A 19812-nucleotide genomic window follows, 5' to 3' on the forward strand; every position below is an offset into this window, starting at 1 on the left:
CCATTGAAGTAAACACACTGCTCAGCGTCCAAGCATAGTTAAGGCTCGGTCATTGTGCTTTCTTCGAACGGTTCCAGTTGTTGCCGCAACGCCTGCTCCAGTTCGAGCATGGCTGCGTCGGTGGCCTCGACGCAGCGCACGATGGTCGGTGCGGGCGTTGTCTGCATGCAGGCCTGTTCCAGCGCATCGCAACAGGCGATCAGACGCGAGGCCTGGGCGATCCGGGCGGCGCCTTTGATCTTGTGGGCGACCAGCGCCACTGCCTGACGATCATTGCAGGGGGCCAGGGCTAATAATTCCTCGCGATCGAGACGGCTGCTCTTGAGCAATTGCGTGAGCAGACGCCGGACTTGCAGCGGGTTGCCGCCAGTCAACTGACTCAACCCGTCAAGATTGAACGCCGGTTCAAGCGTCGCGGGCTGCAGACCATTGATCCAGTGGCTCAGTGCGCTGAGGCTCAACGGCTTGAACAGGCAGTCATTCATGCCGGCCTGTTTGCAGCGCTGTACTTCTTCAGGCTGCGCGTTGGCCGTGAAACCCAGCACGGTACACGGAGGGCGGCCAGTGCGTTGTTCCTGCTGGCGGATCGCCTCGGTCAGTTCGTAGCCGTTCATCAACGGCATGTTGCAGTCAGCGATAACCAGGTCGAATGCACCGGTCTGCCATTTCTCGAATCCACTCCGACCCTCTTCGGCGAGGGTGAATCGGTGCCCGAGGAACTCCAGTTGCTGGCACATCAGCAGGCGATTGGCCGGATGATCGTCGACCACCAGAATGTTCAGTGGTGCAGAGGTTTGCAGCACAGGCTCGGTTTTTGCCGTGGTCACCTGGCACGGCAGCGTCTGCAGCGGCAGCGACAGGCAGACCTGGGTGCCGATCCCCGGCTGGCTGCTCAACTGCAACTGCCCACCCATCATTTCACACAGGTTGCGACAGATCACCAGCCCCAGGCCTGCGCCGCTGCGAGCTTGCTGCCGGCCACTCTCGGTCTGGGCGAACGGCTCGAACAGGCGTTGTTGATCTTCGATGCTGATACCGACCCCGGTGTCCTGGATCGTCAACTGAACGAGCGAGCATTGGCCCGGCCCGTTGGGCAGCACATCCAGATTGATCCGCACCTGCCCGGACTCAGTGAATTTGATGGCATTGCTGATCAGGTTTGACAGGATCTGCTTGAAGCGCAACGGATCCAGTTCCACGTCGACCTGCAGCCCGGGCGGATTGATGATCAGCGGCAGGAGGAGGTTTTTCTGGCGGGCGAGGCCGTCGAAGATCCTGACCACCGACGCCACTGTTTCGACCAGATTGACCCGTTCCGGGCTCAGGCTCAGGTGCCCGGACTCGATCCGCGCGATATCGAGAATGTCGCCGATCAGGCCCAGCAGATCCTTGGCCGAGCAGTAGGCGGTTTCAATGGAGGAGCGATCCGGAGCCTGATCATTCATGCGTTTGAGCGTCAGTTCGAGCATGCCGATAATGGCATTCATCGGCGTGCGGATTTCGTGGCTCATGGTGGCCAGAAAGGTACTTTTGGCGCGGTTGGCGTTGTCCGCCTGTTCCTTGGCCCGGCGCAGTTCATCGAACAACTGGCGACGTTCACTGATGTCGATCCAGCCGCCGATGATCCCTTGCACATCGCCACTGGAGTCGCGGTACGGCAGGATCCAGTGGTAGATCGTCAAACGCCGGCCACCGATGTGCAGCGGTCGATCGAGCAGCAGAGGCGTGCCTTCGGCCACCACCCGCTGGTAATCCGCCTGGTATGCCTGGGCTTCGAAGGCGTTGCTCAGGGTGCCCTGCATGACACTTTTGCCGATCACGTCTTCGCGTTTGGCGTTGAAGGCTTCGAGGTAGCTGTCGTTGCAGCTTTGCAGCAGACCCTGGCGGTCGCGCACGTAGATCGGGTGAGGGGTGCCGTTGACCAGTGAACGCATGAATTCGAACTGATCGTTGAGTGCCCGTTCGGCGGCCTGGCGTTGCTTGATCTGGCGACGCATGTAGGCGTTCCACAACAGCGACAGCAACAGCAGCAGGCAGGCCGCGCCGATCAATTGGTAAAACAGGCGCTTGTAGTGATGCCAGTTGCTTTGAGCCGCATTGGAGAAACCGCGCCAGCGACTGTTGATGACCCCCAGTTCCTCCGGTGTGATGCTCAGCAGCGCCTTGTCGAGGATCGAGCCCAGTTCGGCATTGTCACGGGCGCTGGCCAGCGAGAAGGCCGCCTGACGTGTGCCCAGGGTGGTGGTGATCTGCAATTGATGTTCGAAGATCCGCGACGAAATCAGATAATTGGCAATCACCAGCGAGGCGACGGCGCCATCGGCCTTGCCTTCGGCGAGCAAGGTTGCGGCACCGAAAGTGTCGGAGGTTTCGATCAGGTGGATGTTGGGGAATTCGCGGCGCAGGTAATCAGCCATGGGACTGCCTTGGGCAATCGCCAGGTATCGGTTCTTGAGCTGGGTGGGATGTGTCGGGCTGTCAGCGGATTTGCGCGTCAGCAGGACGAAGGAGTTTTCCAGATAGGGACGGCTGAATTGCAGGGTCTTTTCCCGTTGGGGGCTGGGTAGCAACGCGGCGATCAGATCCGCCCGATGCTGATTGATCTGCTCGATCATTTCACCATCACTGCGGCTGCGGACCAGTTCGAAGCGCAGGCCGGTACGCAGGCGCAGCAGTTCGAGCAGGTCGGCGGTGATGCCCCGCAGGTTGCCGTCGCTGTCGAAGAATGTCAGCGGCGCGAACGCCTCGTTGACGACGACGCGCAGCACCGGGTGCTGTTTGAGCCACTGTTCTTCGTGGTGGGTCAATTGCAGCTTCTGGTCGGTCAGCAGAATGTCGCTGCCGGCGCTCCAGCGCTTGGCGATGTTGTCCCGTTCGCTGGCCGGTATGGCTTGCAGCACGGTGTTGATGATCGCCAGCAGTTGCGGATTGTCGGCGTGAACGGCAAAGCTGAAACCATGGGCTTCCTGTTTGCCGAAATTGGCCATGCGAATGTTGTTCAGATAACCCTTGTTGATCATGTAGTGGGTGGAAATGGTGTCACCCAGAAACACGTCAGCCTGATCGAAAGCTACCGCGTTGATTGCGTTTTGATAGGAGGGATAGGACGTCAGGATGGCTTTGGGATACTGCGCCTTGACCTCATCCTGGGGCAGATAGTGATAGACCATGCTCAGCCGCAGACCGGCCAGGCCTTCAGTCAGCGAGCGGGTCTCGCCTTCGCGGGTAACCAGAACCGGCTGATCGATGGCGTAGGGCGTTGAAAGCAGGATATTTACGTTACTGGCCTCGAAACCGTTGGCCGTACCGAGCATGTCGACCTGACCTGCAATCAACGCCTGCAAGGCGGCTTCCCGTGAGGCAAAGCGCTGGACCCGGATTGGCAACCCGACAGCCTGTTCGAGCAGACCGGCGTAGTCGGCGGTAAAACCTTCGTAATCACGACCGCTGGCGGTCATGTCGAACGGCGGATAGTCCGGCGCGGAAGTGCCCAGTACCAGTTCGCGGCGACTCTCCAGCCATTGCCGTTGCGCGGGTTCAAGGGACACGGATGGCGCTTCGTGGCCCGAGCGGCTGCGCAGCACATAATCTTGCGCGGTGACGAAGCTGGCATGCACCTGAGTCGTCAGGCACAGGCTGACGCAACATAGGGCGAGACAGATCTTTAAACGACTGGGCATTCAGGCTCTCACACTAGCGCGTTGCGTTTGGCCATCTCGATCAGTTCCACCAGAGATCTGGCCTTGAGTTTTTGCATCAGGCGTTTTTTGTAGGTACTGACTGTCTTGTTACTGAGAAACATGCCCTTGGCTATTTCCTTGTTGGTGCGTCCCTGGGCAAATAATTGCAGGACCATCAGCTCGCGGTCGTTGACGGATTTGAATAACTCCAGTTCGGCATAACGCACGTCGTCGAGGCGTACCGGATTCAATGCCTGGCTGGGGAAATAGTTGTAACCGGAAAGTACCGCCTTGATCGCACTGACCAGTTCACTCAAGTCTTCCTCTTTGCAGACATAACCGGATGCACCGGACTGCATGCAGCGAATGCCGAACAGCGTCGGGCATTGCGCCGTCAGTACCAGGGTTTTGAGCGGGGTGCCCATGGCGTTGAAACGGGCGAGAACTTCCAGGCCGTCGAGTTTGGGTATGCTGATATCAAGGATGATCAGGTCGGGCATGCATTCGCGGACCATTTGCATGGCATCGACCCCGTTATCGGTTTCGCCGACGACCTTGTAACCTTCATGCTCGAGCAGCATTCGAACGGCAAGTCGGATGACGGGGTGATCATCGACAATAAAAACGGAGTTCATAATCAAATCCCATACGTGCGCGAATAAAGGGCGCACCTTAGCTCAGATAAATGAGCTGCCGCATGAACTCCCGGGGCTGTTGCGGCAATATAGGATAAGTCCTACGCACTAAAAGGAAACCGACTACGACCAAACTCTGTGTCGCGTAAGGAAGTGTTGTGCTGATTTGTTTATCTGAATGTTTTAAGTTGCTTGTCGAGCCTTGAATAAACAAGGTTTTGTTTGCGTAGTTGGCTGTTAAACGGATTTACCTTTCAGTCGATCCGTTTGCCTGAGACCACAGAACCGGTTCAATCGAGGTATTGCTCATCCGGGCAGTTGCCTGACCCGGTTGAGCAATTTTTTCTGTCAGTGGCTGGAACGCCCGGTCATTTCCAGCGCCATGTCACTGGCGTAGCTGTCGGTCATCCCGGCGATGAAGTCGATCATGCGCAGGAACGAGGTGTGCAGCGGGCCATGGGGATCCGGCGCATTGTTGCCCAGCAGATCGAGGATCCGGCGGCTCTTGAACGACGGCGTGCGGCCGCCATGTTGCTCCAGGGCCGCGCCGCAGAACGCGTTGAGGAGGATTTCCAGAGTGGTGTAGGCGCCGATTTCATGCAGCGTCTTGCGCTTGTCCTGGAAGATTTTCTTGCGGGCGATGTCCTTGGCGTTGAGTACGCAGCGTTTGGCCGGGCCGTGCATGTGTTCCACCAGGTCGCCGTGCAGGGTGCCGGCCAGCAGCGCATCCTGTTGCTCGACGAATGCCCGGGCAGCGGCGTTGGTCAGGTGCTCGATGGCCTTGCCGCGCAGGATCGCCAGTTTGCGTCGACGCGAATCCTGCGGGCCGAGCTGGCGATAGGTTTCCGGCAGATCGTCTCCCACCAGACCGAGCAGCAGCGATTCGACTTCCGCGTACTCCAGCAGCTCCATTTCCAGGCCGTCTTCGAGGTCGATCAGCGCGTAGCAGATGTCGTCGGCAGCCTCCATCAGGTACACCAATGGGTGGCGCGCCCAGCGCTGGTCTTCCAGTTGCGGCAGACCGAGCTTGTGGGCGATCTGCTCCAGCAGCGGCAGTTCGCTCTGATAGCAGCCGAATTTGTGTTTCTTGTAGCCCAGCGAGTCGGCGTGACGTGCGGTCCACGGGTACTTCAGATAGGTGCCGAGGGTGGCGTAGGTGAGGCGGGTACCGCCGTCGAACTGGTGATACTCCAGCTGAGTCAGCACCCGGAAGCCTTGCGCGTTGCCTTCGAAATTGAGGAAGTCACCGCGCTCGGCTTCGCTCATGCCGTCGAGCCAGCCGCGCCCGGCTGCCTGCTGGAACCAGTGACGAATCGCGTCTTCACCGGAGTGGCCGAACGGCGGATTGCCGATGTCATGGGCCAGGCAGGCCGATTGCACGACCATGCCCAGGTCGCTCGGGTCGCACCAGTCGGGCAGGGCGCTGCGCAAGGTTTCACCGACGCGCATGCCCAGCGAGCGCCCGACGCAGCTGACTTCCAGCGAGTGGGTCAGCCGGGTGTGGATGTGGTCGTTACTCGACACCGGATGCACCTGGGTCTTGCGGCCCAGACGGCGGAAGGCACCGGAGAAGATGATGCGGTCGTGGTCTTTGTGGAACGGGCTGCGGCCCAGCTCTTGCGGGCTGTGCAGCGGTTTTCCAAGGCGTTCGCGGTTGAGCAGGGTCTGCCAATCCAAGGCTGGTTCTCTCCGTCGGTGACTGGGATGACTGTTGCCCTAGCTTCCCGGTTCAGCCACACACCTGCAAGCGGAACTACAAGCCCGCGGCATCAATATCGATCAGCAGCAGGCGCTCGCCGTTATCGAAGAACTGCCCGGCGGTCAGGCAATACTGGTTGCTGGTGGCATCGCGGTAGGTGCTGGACAGGGTCAGGCGTCGCTCTTCCCAGCCTTCGGCGAGCAGATGATAGAAGTACGGACGCCATGACCAGTTGTGCCCCAGGTAGCGGTTGTCGGCGACCCAGCCGTTGTTGCGCCATTCGAGGTTGGGCGTGAGTTGGGTGCCGTGACGGTCGCATTGGTAGAACCGCAGCAACCACGGGAAGGCTTCCAGTTGCGGCAGCGCACTCAGCGGCGCGTGGGCCTGAGCCCAGCTCTGGAGGATCGCCATCAGTTCGCCGAGTTGCTGGCGCATCTGCATCAGGCGCCCGCGTTCGGCCAGTTTCTGCCGCACGTAACGCTGGCGCAGTTCGGCGAAGCGCTGCACGAAGGCGTCGGTCGAATAAAACGCCTCCTGCGCCCGGGCGAACAGGAAACCCTGAACGTAGCGCGAACCGCATTCCAGGGCGAAATTGAGCTGGGCCTCGGTTTCCACGCCTTCGGCGATGATCCAGCAGCCGGTTTTTTCGGCCATTTGCGCCAGAGCCTTGACCACGTCACTGCTCGGCCCGCCCAGTGCGGCAGCCTGAAACAGGCGCATGTCGAGTTTGAGAATGTCCGGCTGCAACGCCAGCACCCGATCGAGCTGCGAGTAACCGGCGCCGAAGTCATCGATAGCGATCCGCGCCCCTGCCTCGCGATAGCGCGCGACCACTTCGGCCAGGCGCTGACCATTGCCGCCCAGTTCAGTGATCTCGAACACGATGCGTTGCGGATCGACGCCGTGGCGCAGCATCTGCTTGAGGCTGGGCAGCGGTTGATCGGCGCGCAGGCGACTGATCCAGCGCGGCGACATGTTCAGGCTGAGAAACCACTCGGCGGGGGCTTCATGCAGTCGGCTCAGGGCGTTGTCGCGGATCTGCCGGTCGAGCCGGCGCAGAGCGATGGCGGGTGTGCGTGGGTCGGCAAACAACGGCCCGACCGAGGCCAGTTGGCCGTCAGGCTGGCGCAGGCGACCCAATGCTTCGACGCCTGCAATACGTCCGGTGGCGGTATCGATGAAAGGTTGAAAGCAGGCGAGCGGTTGCCCGTCGATCACGGGGCCTCCTTAGTCGTTCTTGTTCTGGATGAACCCCGCCGACCGGGTAGGCGCGCGGGATTGAACCTCCGGGTAAAGAGGTTCATCCCGCGGATATTGCAAGAATGTAGCCAGATGCATCGGCTTAGCGTTTGCCCGAACTCTGCATGACCAGTTTGATCAATGGCCCGAGGCTGGTGCCCAGCCGTATCAGCCGGGTCAGCCCGCCAACACCGCCGCTTTTTGCGCCTTTGCCGGTGATGAAGCCCAGCAGGGTGACGGCGGCCACGCCCCAAAGCGGCGCGTGCTTGATGCCGAAGCCGCCTTGCAGGTTTTGCGTCATGCCGCGCATGCGCTGCAAGGGCTGCAGCACTTGCCCGGCTTCGTGGCGGATTTCCTGACGATGCATTTCCATGCGCAGGCGGATCAGCGCCTTGCGCATTTCCCGGCGCGAGCTGTTGTGTGGCAGTTCAGGCAGGCTCATGGCAGCAGGCGCTCCCGATCATTGGCCAATTCTTCCAGCGTGCCGTGGAAGGGCGAGGATTCATCGAAGACTGCTGCCTTGAGACGCAGCCCGCAGAAAGCAGCCGCCAGGGTGTAGAACACGCACAGGCCGATGATCGCTGCCAGACGATAGGTATCCCAGAACACGATCAGCACCAGCGTCGACAGACCCACCAGCAACAGCAGGGCAAACACCAGCGCCAGCCCTGCGAACAGCAACAGGCTGACGGTGCGTGATTTCTGCTCCTGCAATTCAATGCCGAACAGTTCGACATGGCTGTGCAGCAAGCCGAGAACAGCGGCGCCCAGACGCCGCGTGGAAGAGGAGGTGCCCGACCCCAGGCCGGATTCGCCGATCGACATGATCAGCGCCGAGTGGCCAGCAGGCCAATCAGGAAGCCCACCCCGGCGGCGATGCCCACCGATTGCCAAGGGTTGGCCGACACATAATCTTCGGTGGCGGTGACCGCTGCCTGGCCGCGATCACGCAGGGTGTCTTCGGTCAGCTTCAGGGTTTCCCGGGCGCGCAACAGGCTGTCGTGAATCTGATCACGCAGCTCATCAGCCTGATCGCCCGCCAGGGACGCGGTGTGTTCGAGCAGCCGCTCGGTGTCGGCGACCAGAGTCTGGAAGTCGTTCATCAGGATTTCTTGAGCAGTCTTTGCCTTGATGCTGGCCATGGGTGGATCTCCGTAAGTGACGTCTGAAGCGTTCGAGTATGAGCCTTGCGCGAAGGTTCAGTACAAATGACTGGTACAGCTTTTGCTATGTCGTGGTGCGTCCTGCTGCCGCTGTGCGCTGTTGGCGGGCGTACATGCAGCAAAACCTTAACTCAAATAATCCTGGTTCGTGTCAGGACATCGACCTTGTGCGCCAAACCGGTTCATCGCAGCTTCATTGCGCAGACCGACCGGTCGCAACTTGGTGCATGAATTGTCCGCGCGAACCGCTTTGGTGCCTTTTTAGCCTTCAGGTCTGCCTCTTTATGGAAAATCTGCAAAGCGCTGTGGACACGCTGGTTCACAGCTCCAACACGTTGTTCATTCTGATCGGTGCGGTGATGGTGCTGGCGATGCACGCCGGTTTCGCCTTCCTTGAAGTCGGCACGGTGCGCCAGAAAAACCAGGTCAACGCACTGTCGAAGATCCTCAGCGACTTTGCCGTTTCGACCCTGGCCTATTTCTTTATAGGCTATTGGATCTCTTACGGTGTGACCTTCATGCAACCGGCGGCGGTGCTGAGTGCCGATCACGGATATGGGCTGGTGAAGTTTTTCTTCCTGCTGACGTTTGCTGCGGCGATTCCGGCGATCATCTCCGGCGGGATTGCCGAGCGCGCGCGCTTCGTTCCGCAGTTGTGCGCAACGGCGCTGATCGTGGCGTTCATCTACCCGTTTTTCGAAGGCATGATCTGGAACGGCAACTTCGGTCTGCAGGCTTGGCTGACGGCACGTTTTGGCGCGGCGTTCCATGATTTCGCCGGATCGGTGGTGGTGCACGCCATGGGCGGCTGGCTGGCACTGGCGGCGGTTTTGCTGCTCGGCCCGCGCAACGGCCGTTATCGCGAAGGGCGACTGGTGGCGTTCGCGCCGTCGAGCATTCCGTTTCTGGCGCTGGGCTCGTGGATTCTGATTGTCGGCTGGTTCGGCTTCAACGTGATGAGCGCGCAGACCTTGCAGGGCGTCAGCGGTCTGGTGGCGGTCAACTCGCTGATGGCCATGGTCGGCGGCACGGTGGCGGCGTTGATCGTCGGGCGCAATGACCCGGGCTTCCTGCACAACGGTCCGTTGGCCGGGCTGGTGGCGATCTGCGCCGGGTCCGACCTGATGCACCCGGTGGGTGCGCTGGTGACCGGCGCGATTGCCGGTGCACTGTTTGTCTGGTGCTTTACCGCCGCGCAAGTCAAATGGCGTATCGACGATGTACTCGGCGTCTGGCCGTTGCACGGTTTGTGCGGGGTGTGGGGCGGGATCGCCTGCGGCATCTTCGGCCAGACTGCGCTGGGTGGCCTCGGTGGCGTCAGCCTGATCAGTCAGTTGATCGGCACTGCGCTCGGTGTGGTGGTCGCATTGCTCGGCGGATTCGCCGTTTACGGCGTGATCAAGGCCTTGCACGGCCTGCGCCTGAGTCAGGAACAAGAGTATTACGGCGCCGATCTGTCGCTGCACAAGATCGGCGCGGTCAGTCAGGACTAAGTTTCCTTGTCGTCGGTGCCGGGGTAAAAGCCATGCAACAGGCGATAGCGATTGATGCGCACCTGGTCGACTTTCTCCTGTACCTGATGAGCTGGCAGACCGAGCATGATCAAGGCGTGGGAGGCGAGCATCAGGCTCGACTCCAATAACTCCGGCACCACTTCGGTGGCGCCGGCAGCCTTCAGCTCCGCCCATTGGCTGTCATCGCGGGTGCGCACCAGAATCGGTATCCGCGCATTGAGCCGGCGCGCTTCCTTGAGAATCCGCAGGCTGACATCGCTCTGATCCACGGCGATCACCAGCAGTTTCGCGCGCAACAAGCCGATGGCCGTCAGCAAGTCACCGCGCGATGAGTCGCCATAATGCACATCACTTTCCTCGGACGCGGCTTCCTGCACGCGCACCGGATCGTTGTCCAACGCGATGTAAGGTTGGTTGGCATTGCGCATGAAACGGCCGATGGACTGGCCAACGCGCCCGTAGCCGCAAATCACCACATGCTGATCGAGGTCGGCGTTGAGTGCACTGATCTCCTCGATTTGCGCCTCCTGATTCGGCTTGCGATGCAGGCGCAGGGCAATTTTCGGTGCCCCGCGCAACAATAGCGGAGTCAGCAACATCGAGCAGAACGTCGCCGCCAGCAGCAGGCCGCCCAGCTCGTCAGGCAGCATGCGGTTTTGCTGCATCTGCGCCATCAATGCGAAGCAGAATTCCCCGCCCTGCGCCAACGCCAGGCCGCTGCGCCAGGCGGTTTCGTGATCGCTGCCGCGCCACTTCACCAAAAGCGCGACGACCGTGCCTTTGATCAGCATCAGGCCGAGGGTCAGGCCGAGAATCAGCAGGCTGTGACTGACGAACAGTTGCAGATCGATCAGCATGCCGATGCTGACGAAAAACACCCCGAGCAGGATGTCGCGAAACGGCCGGATATCGGCCTCGATCTGATGGCGATAGTGGCTCTCGCCCAGCAGCATGCCGGCCAGAAATGCGCCAAGGGCAGGGGACAGGCCCAGCAGGTGCGTCAGCCAGGCGGTCAGCAGCACAATCACCAGCGCCAGCAGGACGAACAATTCCGCCGAGCGCGAGGCCGCCACTTCGTGGAACAGCCGTGGCAGCAACCAGCGGCTGGCCAGCAACAGACCGAAAAACAGCACCACGGTCTTCACCAGCGTCAGCGGCAAGGCCCAGTACCAGGCTTGCGTACTGCTTCCGGCGAACACCGGCACCAGGGTCAGCAATAACACCGCCACCACGTCCTGAAACAGCAGGACCCCGACCGCGTTTTGCCCGTGACTGCTGAACACCTCGCCCAGGCTGCTCAACTCCTTGGTGACAATCGCCGTTGACGACAACGACAGCCCTGCGCCAAGCAGCAGGGCCGGGGTCGCCGGCATGCCCAGCACGATCAGCACCATTCCCAGTAATGCCGTGCTGAGCAATACCTGCTGACTGCCCAGGCGAAACACCACCTGGCGCAGCGCGATCATTTTCGACAGGGAAAACTCCAGGCCCAGCGAAAACAGCAGAAACACTACGCCCAACTCGGCCACGTCCGGCAGGTGCTCGCTCTCGTTGACCCAGTTGAACGCGGTCGGCCCCACCATCAGGCCCACGCACAGATAGCCCAGCACCGGCGGCAAGCGCAGGCGGCGAAACAGGGCAATCATCACCAGGGATGAGGCGAGGATGATCAGCAGGTTGGCAAACACAAGGCACTCCGTTTTCAGGCTCAGGCTTCTCAAGCGTAGAGGCAAAAAGCCCGGGAGCATGGCCTGATTGGCTTTTCTCTGGACTGATTTGCGTCAGGGTTTTGCGTACTGGTTGCCGTGCTCGGGCCTTTGGGCGGCAGCGGCTCGACGGGTTTTCGAGGCAGGCCTAGAATGAACGCTCATTTTTCCGGTTGAGCGATCATGCCTCCTGAATGTCAGTTGTTCGGCACCTTGGGATGCCATTTGTGTGAGGTGGCAGAGGCCGAGTTGATGCCTTTTGTCGAGCATGGTCTGCTGGTCGAACTGGTGGATATTGCTGACGATGAATCCTGGTTCGAGGCTTACAGCCTGCGAATTCCGGTACTGCGCCGAATTGACACCGGCGCGGAGCTGAGCTGGCCTTTCAGTGCCGATCAGGTGGTGGCCTTCCTGCGCTGAGCCTGTTTCTTCGTTGACGCGACATGGCTTTCCGCCGGTCGCGACCGCGCATCCTTCCCTTGGCGCTTTGCGGATTATTCGGTTACTGTATGTGCATACAGTAATTGGATGGGCCTGCTGCTTTTGATGACTTGAGCAGGTGAATCCGGCAGTCAGAGGGATGAACCGTGGTCAATGTCGAACAGTTGAAGAACAGCGTGAACCGGATGTCGGTTGACGTGGTGCGCGAGGCCGTCCTCGAGTTGCGCCTGGACGGGCTGGTCACGGAGGGCAAGACGCCTTTCAACAAATTGCATTTCAACACCTGTTTTGCCGAGATCGAGGCGCTGTTCCAGCGTGCCGGTTATCACAAGCAACTGGATGTGGTCGGTTATCAGGGCTTGCTGTACGCCTTGTATGACCCGGGGCGCTGGGAGGCGGTCGATGTGCTGCGCTGGCTCAAGGAATTCACCGAAGCCGCCGCGCTCAAGTCGATCCCGGCCTGAGGCGGGCGGTGGAATCGGCGCTAGGTTCGTATCGCTCAGTGTTGGATAATGCCGACCTGCATTGAGGGTTCGAATTTCCGTATGTCCACACCAACGTTTTCCGCTGCGCAGAATCAGGCCAGCACCCTTTACCTTCCTCCGGGGAGTTGGCCTACGGTCCTTGATTGCCTGTGTGAGCATTTCAGTGCGATCAGTCGCGAGCAATGGCTGGACCGGATCGCCCGGGGCCGGGTACTGGATGGGCAGGGACAGCCGATTGCGCTGGATCTGCCGTACAAGGAAGGCCTGCGTATTCACTACTTCCGTGAAGTGCCGGATGAAAAACCGATCCCGGTGGTCGAGTCGATCCTGTATGCGGACGAACATCTGGTGGTGGCGGACAAGCCGCACTTCCTGCCGGTGACGCCGGCCGGCGAATACGTCGAACAGACGTTGCTGCGTCGTCTGATCCGTCGCCTCGATAATCCGCATCTGGTGCCACTGCACCGCATTGACCGGCACACGGCAGGCTTGGTGATCTTTTCGGCTAACCCACAAACCCGCTCCGCATATCAGTCGCTGTTCCCTACGCGGCAGATCGATAAACGCTATGAGGCGATTGCCCGTGCGCTTCCGGCGCTCAAATTTCCCTTGGTACACAAAAGCCGTCTGATCGATGGCGAACCATTCTTCCGCATGCAGGAAGGGCCAGGCGTTGCCAATACGGAAACAGCGGTGGAAGTCCGGGAAAAGAACGGTGATCTGTGGCGCTACGGCCTGTACCCGGTGACCGGCAAGAAGCATCAGTTGCGGGTACACATGACCGCGCTGGGAGCGAGTATCTGCAATGATCCGTTTTACCCGGAGGTGCTGAAAGACGTTGAGGACGATTACGCCAATCCGCTCAAGCTGCTGGCGCAGGGGCTGCGGTTTGTCGATCCGGTGACGGGCGAGGATCGTGAATTCGAGAGCCGGATCACCCTGCAGTGGTGATGCCAGGCACTTTCCCGTGCCCATGAAAAAGCCCGCATTGATGCGGGCTTTTCTGTATCCGGTATAGACGTAAAGCTTACAGCTCTTTAACGGTACGAACCTGATCCTTGTTGATGCGGGTCTCTTTGCCGTCCAGTTGCTTGAACTCGTAGAAGCCCGAATCTTCATCGTATTTCGGGGTGTCGACGGCCTGGATTTCGCGACCGTCATTCAAGGTGAGCACTGTTGGCGAGGAGCAACCAGCGAGGGTAGCCAGGCCCAGTGCGAGCATGAAAGTGGCGAGGGTCCGTTGAGTCATGGGTGTGTCTCCGAATGGGAATACTTTTGGTTACTGAGCTTGAGACGTGTACAAGGCGTGAGAGTTCCTTGAATGCTGTCAGTCTGACACAGTGTTGTGCGTATTTAACAGTTCGGGGGTGTTCAGGTTGGCCAGTCGCGGGTCATTGTCCGGGCATTGCAGGGCAGTCGCGCCGAGATTGCGCATGACCCGGCCGGGGCTGCGTTCGCCGGCGTTCCACGCGGCTTCGAAGGCTGGCAACAGGGCGACGGGAATTACACACAGCAGGGGTTCCCAGTGGTCGTCGTGACGCAACATTAAAGGTTTTTCAGGAAACCGGCCGGCGGTTTCACGCATGTCCTGCAACAGCGCGGCGTCGATTCGCGGCACATCGCAGGGCAAGACCAGCAGGTGTGGCTGGCGGGCTGCCTTGAGTCCGGCGAGGATGCCGGCCAGGGGCCCGGGAAAATCGCCTTGCTCATCGCTGACCAATTGATCGGCGTAGGCTGCATAACGCTCGTGATTGCGATTGCAGGAGATGATCAGATCGTCAGTCAGCGGTCGGACCTTGCGCTGCAAATGCGCAATCAGCGGCTCACCCTGCCATTCGACCAGCCCTTTGTCCTGGCCGCCCATGCGCTGGCCGCGTCCGCCTGCCAGGAGCAGAATGGAGCAGGGGGGCAATGGCGTATTCGAGGTCATGGCAGCTCTCCAGCGGGGCGGCGAAAAATTCAGGCGCTGTGATATAACACCGGGCTGTTTCTCCTACAACTGGACGAGCCTAATGAAAGCCAAGGCCGATGTACCTTTTGCGCCGCTGAACATTGCGGTGCTGACTGTCAGCGATACCCGAACCCTGGAAACCGACACCTCAGGCCAGGTCTTCGTCGACCGCCTGACTGCTGCCGGTCACCGCTTGGCCGAACGGGTCCTGCTCAAAGATGACCTGTACAAGATCCGCGCGCAAGTTGCCCACTGGATTGCCGAGGACGTCGTGCAGGTCGTGTTGATTACCGGCGGCACTGGTTTCACCGGGCGTGACAGCACGCCTGAAGCCGTGGCTTGTCTGCTCGACAAGCAGGTTGACGGCTTCGGTGAACTGTTCCGCCAGATCTCGGTGGCCGATATCGGTACTTCGACCGTGCAGTCGCGGGCACTGGCCGGCCTGGCCAATGGCACACTGGTGTGCTGCCTGCCAGGTTCGACCAATGCGGTGCGCACCGGTTGGGACGGCATTCTCGCCGAACAGCTGGATTCGCGGCACCGTCCGTGCAACTTCGTCCCTCACCTGAAGCAGGCGGCGCCTTGTGAATCCCGTGGGTAAGCCGGGCAAGACCGGCAGCCTGATGCCTGTCGAGCAAGCGTTGGCCCGCCTGCTGGAAATGGCTGAAGCCACGCCGATTGTCGAGCGCGAGTTTCTGCCATTGGCTGAGGTGGAAGGCCGGGTGCTCGCCGAAGACCTGGTTTCGACCCTGGATCTGCCGCCCTGGCCAAATAGTGCCATGGATGGTTATGCCCTGAATCTGGCCGACTGGACCGGCGCACCGCTGCCGGTCAGCCAGAAAGTCTTTGCCGGGCAGGCGCCTGAGCCGTTGAAGCCCGGTACCTGCGCGCGGATCTTCACCGGTGCGCCAGTGCCTGCCGGGGCCGATTGCGTGGAAATGCAGGAGAACGCCGAAGTTCAGGGCGACGGCAGCGTGCGTTTCATCGAAACCATGAGCGTCGGCCAGAACATTCGCCCGCAAGGCCAGGAAACCACCGTGGGTGAGTTGATTCTGGCTGCAGGTACCCGGCTGGGACCGATCGAACAAGGTCTGGCGGCGTCGCTGGGGTGTGCCGGGCTGAATGTGGTACGCAAGGTCCGAGTGGCGGTGCTGTCCACCGGCGATGAGCTGGTCGAGCCGGGCCGGCCGCTGGGGCCGGGGCAGATCTACAACAGTAATCGGGTGGTGTTGTGCAGCTGGCTGCAGCGCCTGGGTTGTGAAGTGATTGATGCCGGTATTCTTCCGGACGATCTGGCGACCACGCGGGCGCGCCTTGGCGACTTGCAGGGTGTCGACCTGATTCTCTCGACCGGAGGCGTGTCGGTCGGTGAAGCGGATTTTCTTGGCATCGCATTGCGGGAAGAGGGCGAGCTGGCGCTGTGGAAACTGGCCATCAAACCGGGCAAGCCGCTGACATTCGGTCATTTTCGCAAGGTGCCGGTCATCGGCCTGCCGGGCAACCCCGCTTCGACGCTGGTGACCTTTGCTCTGCTCACGCGGCCCTACTTGTTGCGGCGTCAGGGCGTACAGGATGTCGAACCCCTGAAGTTTACGATTCCGGCAGGTTTTGTCTGGCCTGTGGCCGGCAATCGGCGCGAATACCTGCGCGGTCGTCTCGAGCAGGGGCGGGCGATCATCTACCGCAATCAAAGCTCCGGTGTGCTGCGCAGCGCGGCCTGGGCGGATGGTCTGGTAGAGGTGCTGGAAGGCCGCACGCTGGTAGAAGGCGATGAGGTCGGGTTCATTCCCCTGAGCGACCTGCTCGGCTGATCCGCTTCCGGTAATTGCAGGCTCGACCGATACCGCGTCGATGCCTGCATTCCTCTGTCAATGGCTCATCAGTGTGACCAACTGATCGAACCGGCTGTTGGCAACCCATCCCAGCAGTCCCAGGACCACCGCCGTCGCACCCGCCGAATAGGCGAGACGGTGCTTGATGGTCTTTACATCCCCGCGAACTTCGTCCATATCCCGACGAATGTATTTGAGGTGGGTTTCCAGTTCGGTCACGCGCGGTTCCATATCAACTTCTCCAGCGGTTCTGGCGTTCTTTCTGAAATCGGATTTGTGACTGGCGCGACTTTCGTCGAGAGGGGCAACCGGACTATTTGCAATTCTGGCTTCATGGCTTGGCATGGAAATGTCCATCGGCTGTTTCAAGTGTAAGCGCACCGGCCTTCCCGTCATCCAGACTGCCAACAGCTCCGAGGGTGTATCCAATCATTACCTGCACATCCTTGTGTTGTTGAATCGAAAATTGATACCACCTGCACAAGGTGAATCAAGGATCGTGTCCGGTCAATTGAGCCGATTCCTCACATGTTGTAAGAAAAAATACCGTCGCGTAGGACGCAACAGGTCAGTCGCTTGAATTAAATGGTGTTCCCATGGCTTTTTTGCCTGCACCAGTGGTCAAGATGTTTCATACCGATTCAATCTTGGGGAGTGACCGTAATGAGTGAACGCAGGGCGCTGTTGATTCTGCATGGCAAGCAGGCACTCAATGAGGCGGTTCGCGCCGCCGTCGAAGGCAAACGCAAGCAGGGCTGGGAATTGGCCGTACGGCTGACCTGGGAGGCCGGTGACGCTCAGCGTCTGGTGGAAGAAGCACTGGCGAGTGGCTATCGGAAGATCATCGCCGGAGGCGGAGATGGCACGTTGCGCGATATCGCTGAAGCGCTTGCCGCGCATCCGGACGAGGCCAGTCTGGTGCTGTTGCCGCTAGGAACGGCTAACGATTTTTCCCGCGCGGCGGGGATCCCGCTGGAGCCAGCCGAAGCACTGGAAATGCTGGACGTGCCACCGCGCAAGATTGACCTGGGCGAAGTCGGTGGGCAGATTTTCCTGAACATGGCAACGGGTGGTTTCGGCAGCCAGGTCACGGCCAATACCTCTGAAGATCTGAAAAAAGTGCTCGGCGGGGCCGCCTATCTGTTCACCGGTTTGTCGCGCTTCAGTGAGCTGCACGCGGCTTACGGTGAACTGCAAGGGCCGGACTTTCACTGGAGCGGCGAGCTGCTCGCATTGGGCATCGGTAACGGTCGTCAGGCGGGCGGCGGACACGTCTTGTGCCCGCAGGCACTGGCGGACGATGGTCTATTGGACATCAGTATTCTGCCGGCGCCACAGGAGTTGGTGGGCACGCTGAAGAATCTGCTCAGCGACGGCTTCGGCCTCGACAGTATGTTTGTCCGGGCCCGTTTGCCCTGGGTTGAAATCAAGGTCGCCGAGGGGCTGAGCATCAACCTTGACGGCGAGCCGCTGGAGGGCGACAGCCTGCGTTTCGAGGCGCGCCCCGCCGCCTTGCAGGTGCATTTGCCGGAGCATTCGCCGCTGTTGGGCGGCGCGGGCTTGATCAGTCGTCCAGACTGATGATCTGTTCGCGCACCGCGAACAGCACCAGACCCGCCACGTCGTAGATCTGCAGGCGTTTCATGATCTGCGAGCGGTGGGTCTCGACGGTCTTGATGCTCAGGCCCAGGCCGTTGGCGATCTCCCGGGTGGATTTGCCGCGTACGATCAACCGCAGGATTTCCAGCTGGCGTGCCGTCAGATTGTGCGAGTCGGCCACTTCCGGCTGGTTTTTCTGCGTGCGGGTCAGCGCCTGGTTGATCACGGTATGGGCGATCGCCGGGCTCAGGTAGCGCTCGTTGTTGCGCAGGGCTTCGAGGGCATGTTCAAGCTCGGTGGCCGTGGTGTCCTTGAGCAGGTAACCGTGCGCGCCGGACTCCAGCGCCTGCATGATCAGCGCCGGATCGGTGTGCATCGAGAGAATCAGCACCTTGCTTTGCGGGCGCACCCGCTTGAGCCGTTGCAAGGCTTCCAGGCCACCGGTTTCCTTCATCGAGATATCCAGCAACACGATGTCGGGCGCCAGTTGCTCGACCATTTCGAGCAACTGCGAGCCGTCGCTGGCTTCGCCAACGACCGCGTAACCGGGAATATCGAGCACCAGAGCGCGCACGCCGGCCCTGATCAGCGAGTGGTCATCCACCAGAAGTAAGTTACAAGTCAACGCATAACCTTATTCGTACTGGCCCGCTCGAGTGCACGGGGCGCCCAGGGGAATAGTGCTTCGATTTGAGTGCCTTTGCCCGGCTCGCTGATGACGTTCAGCGTGCCGCCCAACTGTTCGATCCTTTCGGCCATCCCGGCCATGCCGCGTTGTCCTTCTCGACCTGGATCCGCGGCAGGCGCAAAGCCTTGTCCGTCGTCGCTGATCAACAGCGTCAGGCCTTTTGGCAGGCGTTGCACGCGGATCAGCAGATTGCTGGCCTGCGCATGACGCAGAATGTTGGTGACCGCTTCCTGGGCAATGCGAAAGGCAGCGACCGCCATTTCTTCCGGAATGCCATTGAGCCGTTGCTGGCAATCGAGGCTCCAGTGCACCGAGGTGTTCGCCAGGGTCTTGAGCAGGTGCGCGCGCAGACTGGCCTCCAGCCCGAGGCTGGTCAGTTGGCGCGGATTGAGAATGGCGGAAACGTCGCGCACCTTGTTGAGGGTTTCATCAAGGGTGTCGCAGAGTGTCGAGCATTGCGCTTGCAAGTCGGCTGGCAGGCGTTTTTTCAGCCATTCACTTTGCAGCTTGGCCGCTGTCAGTAACTGGCCGATATCGTCGTGCAGTTCACGGCTGAGACGGTGGCGTTCGTTTTCCTGGACTTCCAGCAAACGATCGGCGAGTTCCTGAGGCTGAAACTTGATCGATTTGCGCGACAGTCGATATTGCACCCAGACACAAGCAGTGGCGGCAATATTCAACAGCAGCAGACCCAGTGAGAGCGGAGCAGACAATCCGTAGGTCAGCAGGCTGCCAGCGGCGGCGATGACACTCAATATGAGAGTGAACCGGCGTGCATTTTCCCGGGACGGTGGCCATTTGATGATTGACTTGAGGCTGGCGTACATAACGGATGGAGCCAATGGATGTTCGCTACGGGCAGACCGGCCGGTGGCTGGCGGATCTCTGTCTGAAAATGCTGTCAATTATGTTATTGATTTTAACGAAGTACAGTGAACGATATTCGACCATCAAGTTCGTTGGATGACAGTCGCTGAATCACTGTGCCATTAGTTGAAAGCAACTAACGGTCGGCATAATACCACTTAAGATACCGTTGGTCGCGTTTGCCATATATGTCCAATGAGTCAGGAAATACGCCATGTTGGACGTGAGTTCCATTATGGAAAATGTCGTTTTATTGTGCTTGGTAGAGATCCGTGCGGTTCGAAGTTGATCGTTACACAGACACAGGCAAACC

20 protein-coding genes are annotated in these 19812 nt (G+C 60.1%); 7 read left to right on the forward strand and 13 right to left on the reverse strand.

Features of this window, described 5'->3' with window-relative positions:
* Positions 1-38: 38 nt before the first annotated feature.
* The 7 genes from ACM6I7_RS25675 to ACM6I7_RS25705 form a co-directional block, all read right to left on the reverse strand.
* Positions 39-3680: a transporter substrate-binding domain-containing protein gene (locus ACM6I7_RS25675; RefSeq protein ID WP_414889504.1), complete on the reverse strand. Its 3642-nt coding sequence runs from the start codon at positions 3678-3680 to the stop codon at positions 39-41.
* Positions 3681-3688: 8 nt separating this feature from the next.
* Positions 3689-4315: a response regulator transcription factor gene (locus ACM6I7_RS25680; protein ID WP_027613428.1), complete on the reverse strand. Its 627-nt coding sequence runs from the start codon at positions 4313-4315 to the stop codon at positions 3689-3691.
* A gap of 348 nt (positions 4316-4663) precedes the next feature.
* Positions 4664-5992 carry a deoxyguanosinetriphosphate triphosphohydrolase gene (locus ACM6I7_RS25685; RefSeq protein ID WP_003226741.1) on the reverse strand — a complete coding sequence of 443 codons (1329 nt, stop codon included), beginning with the start codon at positions 5990-5992 and terminating at the stop codon, positions 4664-4666.
* Positions 5993-6068: 76 nt separating this feature from the next.
* A complete protein-coding gene (locus ACM6I7_RS25690; protein ID WP_150368243.1) occupies positions 6069-7232 on the reverse strand; it encodes an EAL domain-containing protein in 1164 nt (387 codons plus the stop codon).
* Positions 7233-7356: 124 nt separating this feature from the next.
* Positions 7357-7695 (reverse strand): hypothetical protein, encoded by a 339-nt coding sequence (locus ACM6I7_RS25695; protein WP_027613426.1) that lies wholly within the window; start codon positions 7693-7695, stop codon positions 7357-7359.
* Positions 7692-8078, reverse strand: coding sequence for a phage holin family protein (locus ACM6I7_RS25700; protein ID WP_027613425.1), 387 nt, complete (start codon positions 8076-8078; stop codon positions 7692-7694). The genes ACM6I7_RS25695 and ACM6I7_RS25700 overlap by 4 nt, the downstream gene beginning before the upstream one ends.
* 2 nt (positions 8079-8080) lie before the next feature.
* On the reverse strand, positions 8081-8395 hold the full coding sequence (locus ACM6I7_RS25705) for a DUF883 family protein (RefSeq protein ID WP_003226733.1): 315 nt from the start codon (positions 8393-8395) through the stop codon (positions 8081-8083).
* 305 nt (positions 8396-8700) lie between these two features.
* Between ACM6I7_RS25705 and ACM6I7_RS25710 the strand changes: the two genes are divergently transcribed.
* Entirely contained in the window at positions 8701-9909 is a 1209-nt protein-coding gene (locus ACM6I7_RS25710) for an ammonium transporter (protein ID WP_123587420.1), read from the forward strand.
* Here the strand turns inward: ACM6I7_RS25710 and ACM6I7_RS25715 are convergent.
* On the reverse strand, positions 9906-11618 hold the full coding sequence (locus tag ACM6I7_RS25715; RefSeq protein ID WP_027613423.1) for a cation:proton antiporter: 1713 nt from the start codon (positions 11616-11618) through the stop codon (positions 9906-9908). The genes ACM6I7_RS25710 and ACM6I7_RS25715 overlap by 4 nt on opposite strands.
* A gap of 201 nt (positions 11619-11819) precedes the next feature.
* On the opposite strand from ACM6I7_RS25715, the gene ACM6I7_RS25720 reads away from it, so the two are divergent.
* From ACM6I7_RS25720 to ACM6I7_RS25730, 3 genes are all read left to right on the forward strand, one after another.
* Positions 11820-12056, forward strand: a complete 237-nt coding sequence (locus ACM6I7_RS25720) for a glutaredoxin family protein (RefSeq protein WP_027613422.1) — start codon at positions 11820-11822, stop codon at positions 12054-12056.
* Between the two features lie 167 nt (positions 12057-12223).
* Positions 12224-12541 (forward strand): transcriptional regulator, encoded by a 318-nt coding sequence (locus tag ACM6I7_RS25725; protein ID WP_003226726.1) that lies wholly within the window; start codon positions 12224-12226, stop codon positions 12539-12541.
* 81 nt (positions 12542-12622) lie between these two features.
* The gene (locus ACM6I7_RS25730; protein WP_414889505.1) at positions 12623-13513 is read left to right on the forward strand and encodes a pseudouridine synthase; all 891 of its coding nucleotides are present in this window, start codon (positions 12623-12625) and stop codon (positions 13511-13513) included.
* A 76-nt stretch (positions 13514-13589) separates the two neighbouring features.
* Here the strand turns inward: ACM6I7_RS25730 and ACM6I7_RS25735 are convergent, their stop codons facing one another.
* Both ACM6I7_RS25735 and mobA read right to left on the reverse strand, forming a co-directional pair.
* On the reverse strand, positions 13590-13811 hold the full coding sequence (locus tag ACM6I7_RS25735) for a YgdI/YgdR family lipoprotein (protein ID WP_027613420.1): 222 nt from the start codon (positions 13809-13811) through the stop codon (positions 13590-13592).
* Positions 13812-13889: 78 nt separating this feature from the next.
* On the reverse strand, positions 13890-14492 hold the full coding sequence (gene mobA / locus ACM6I7_RS25740) for a molybdenum cofactor guanylyltransferase MobA (protein WP_414889506.1): 603 nt from the start codon (positions 14490-14492) through the stop codon (positions 13890-13892).
* A gap of 82 nt (positions 14493-14574) precedes the next feature.
* Between mobA and moaB the strand changes: the two genes are divergently transcribed.
* Together moaB and glp are read left to right on the forward strand one after the other, a co-directional pair.
* On the forward strand, positions 14575-15114 hold the full coding sequence (moaB, locus tag ACM6I7_RS25745; RefSeq protein ID WP_003226719.1) for a molybdenum cofactor biosynthesis protein B: 540 nt from the start codon (positions 14575-14577) through the stop codon (positions 15112-15114).
* The gene (gene glp, locus ACM6I7_RS25750) at positions 15098-16324 is read left to right on the forward strand and encodes a gephyrin-like molybdotransferase Glp (RefSeq protein WP_414889507.1); all 1227 of its coding nucleotides are present in this window, start codon (positions 15098-15100) and stop codon (positions 16322-16324) included. The genes moaB and glp overlap by 17 nt, the downstream gene beginning before the upstream one ends.
* Positions 16325-16381: 57 nt before the next feature.
* Here the strand turns inward: glp and ACM6I7_RS25755 are convergent, their stop codons facing one another.
* A complete protein-coding gene (locus ACM6I7_RS25755) occupies positions 16382-16690 on the reverse strand; it encodes a hypothetical protein (protein WP_171061883.1) in 309 nt (102 codons plus the stop codon).
* Between the two features lie 318 nt (positions 16691-17008).
* Here ACM6I7_RS25755 and yegS point away from each other — a divergent pair, with 318 nt between their 5' ends.
* Positions 17009-17926, forward strand: a complete 918-nt coding sequence (yegS, locus tag ACM6I7_RS25760) for a lipid kinase YegS (RefSeq protein WP_414889508.1) — start codon at positions 17009-17011, stop codon at positions 17924-17926.
* Here yegS and ACM6I7_RS25765 read toward each other — a convergent pair.
* Both ACM6I7_RS25765 and ACM6I7_RS25770 read right to left on the reverse strand, forming a co-directional pair.
* Entirely contained in the window at positions 17910-18569 is a 660-nt protein-coding gene (locus ACM6I7_RS25765; RefSeq protein ID WP_007969079.1) for a response regulator transcription factor, read from the reverse strand. The two genes, yegS and ACM6I7_RS25765, sit on opposite strands and share 17 nt — an antisense overlap.
* A complete protein-coding gene (locus tag ACM6I7_RS25770; protein WP_027613415.1) occupies positions 18566-19459 on the reverse strand; it encodes a sensor histidine kinase in 894 nt (297 codons plus the stop codon). The genes ACM6I7_RS25765 and ACM6I7_RS25770 overlap by 4 nt, the downstream gene beginning before the upstream one ends.
* Between the last annotated feature and the right edge of the window lie 353 nt (positions 19460-19812).

It is taken from the genome of Pseudomonas sp. IT-93MI4 (assembly GCF_949767635.1).
GTDB lineage: Bacteria > Pseudomonadota > Gammaproteobacteria > Pseudomonadales > Pseudomonadaceae > Aquipseudomonas > Aquipseudomonas putida_A.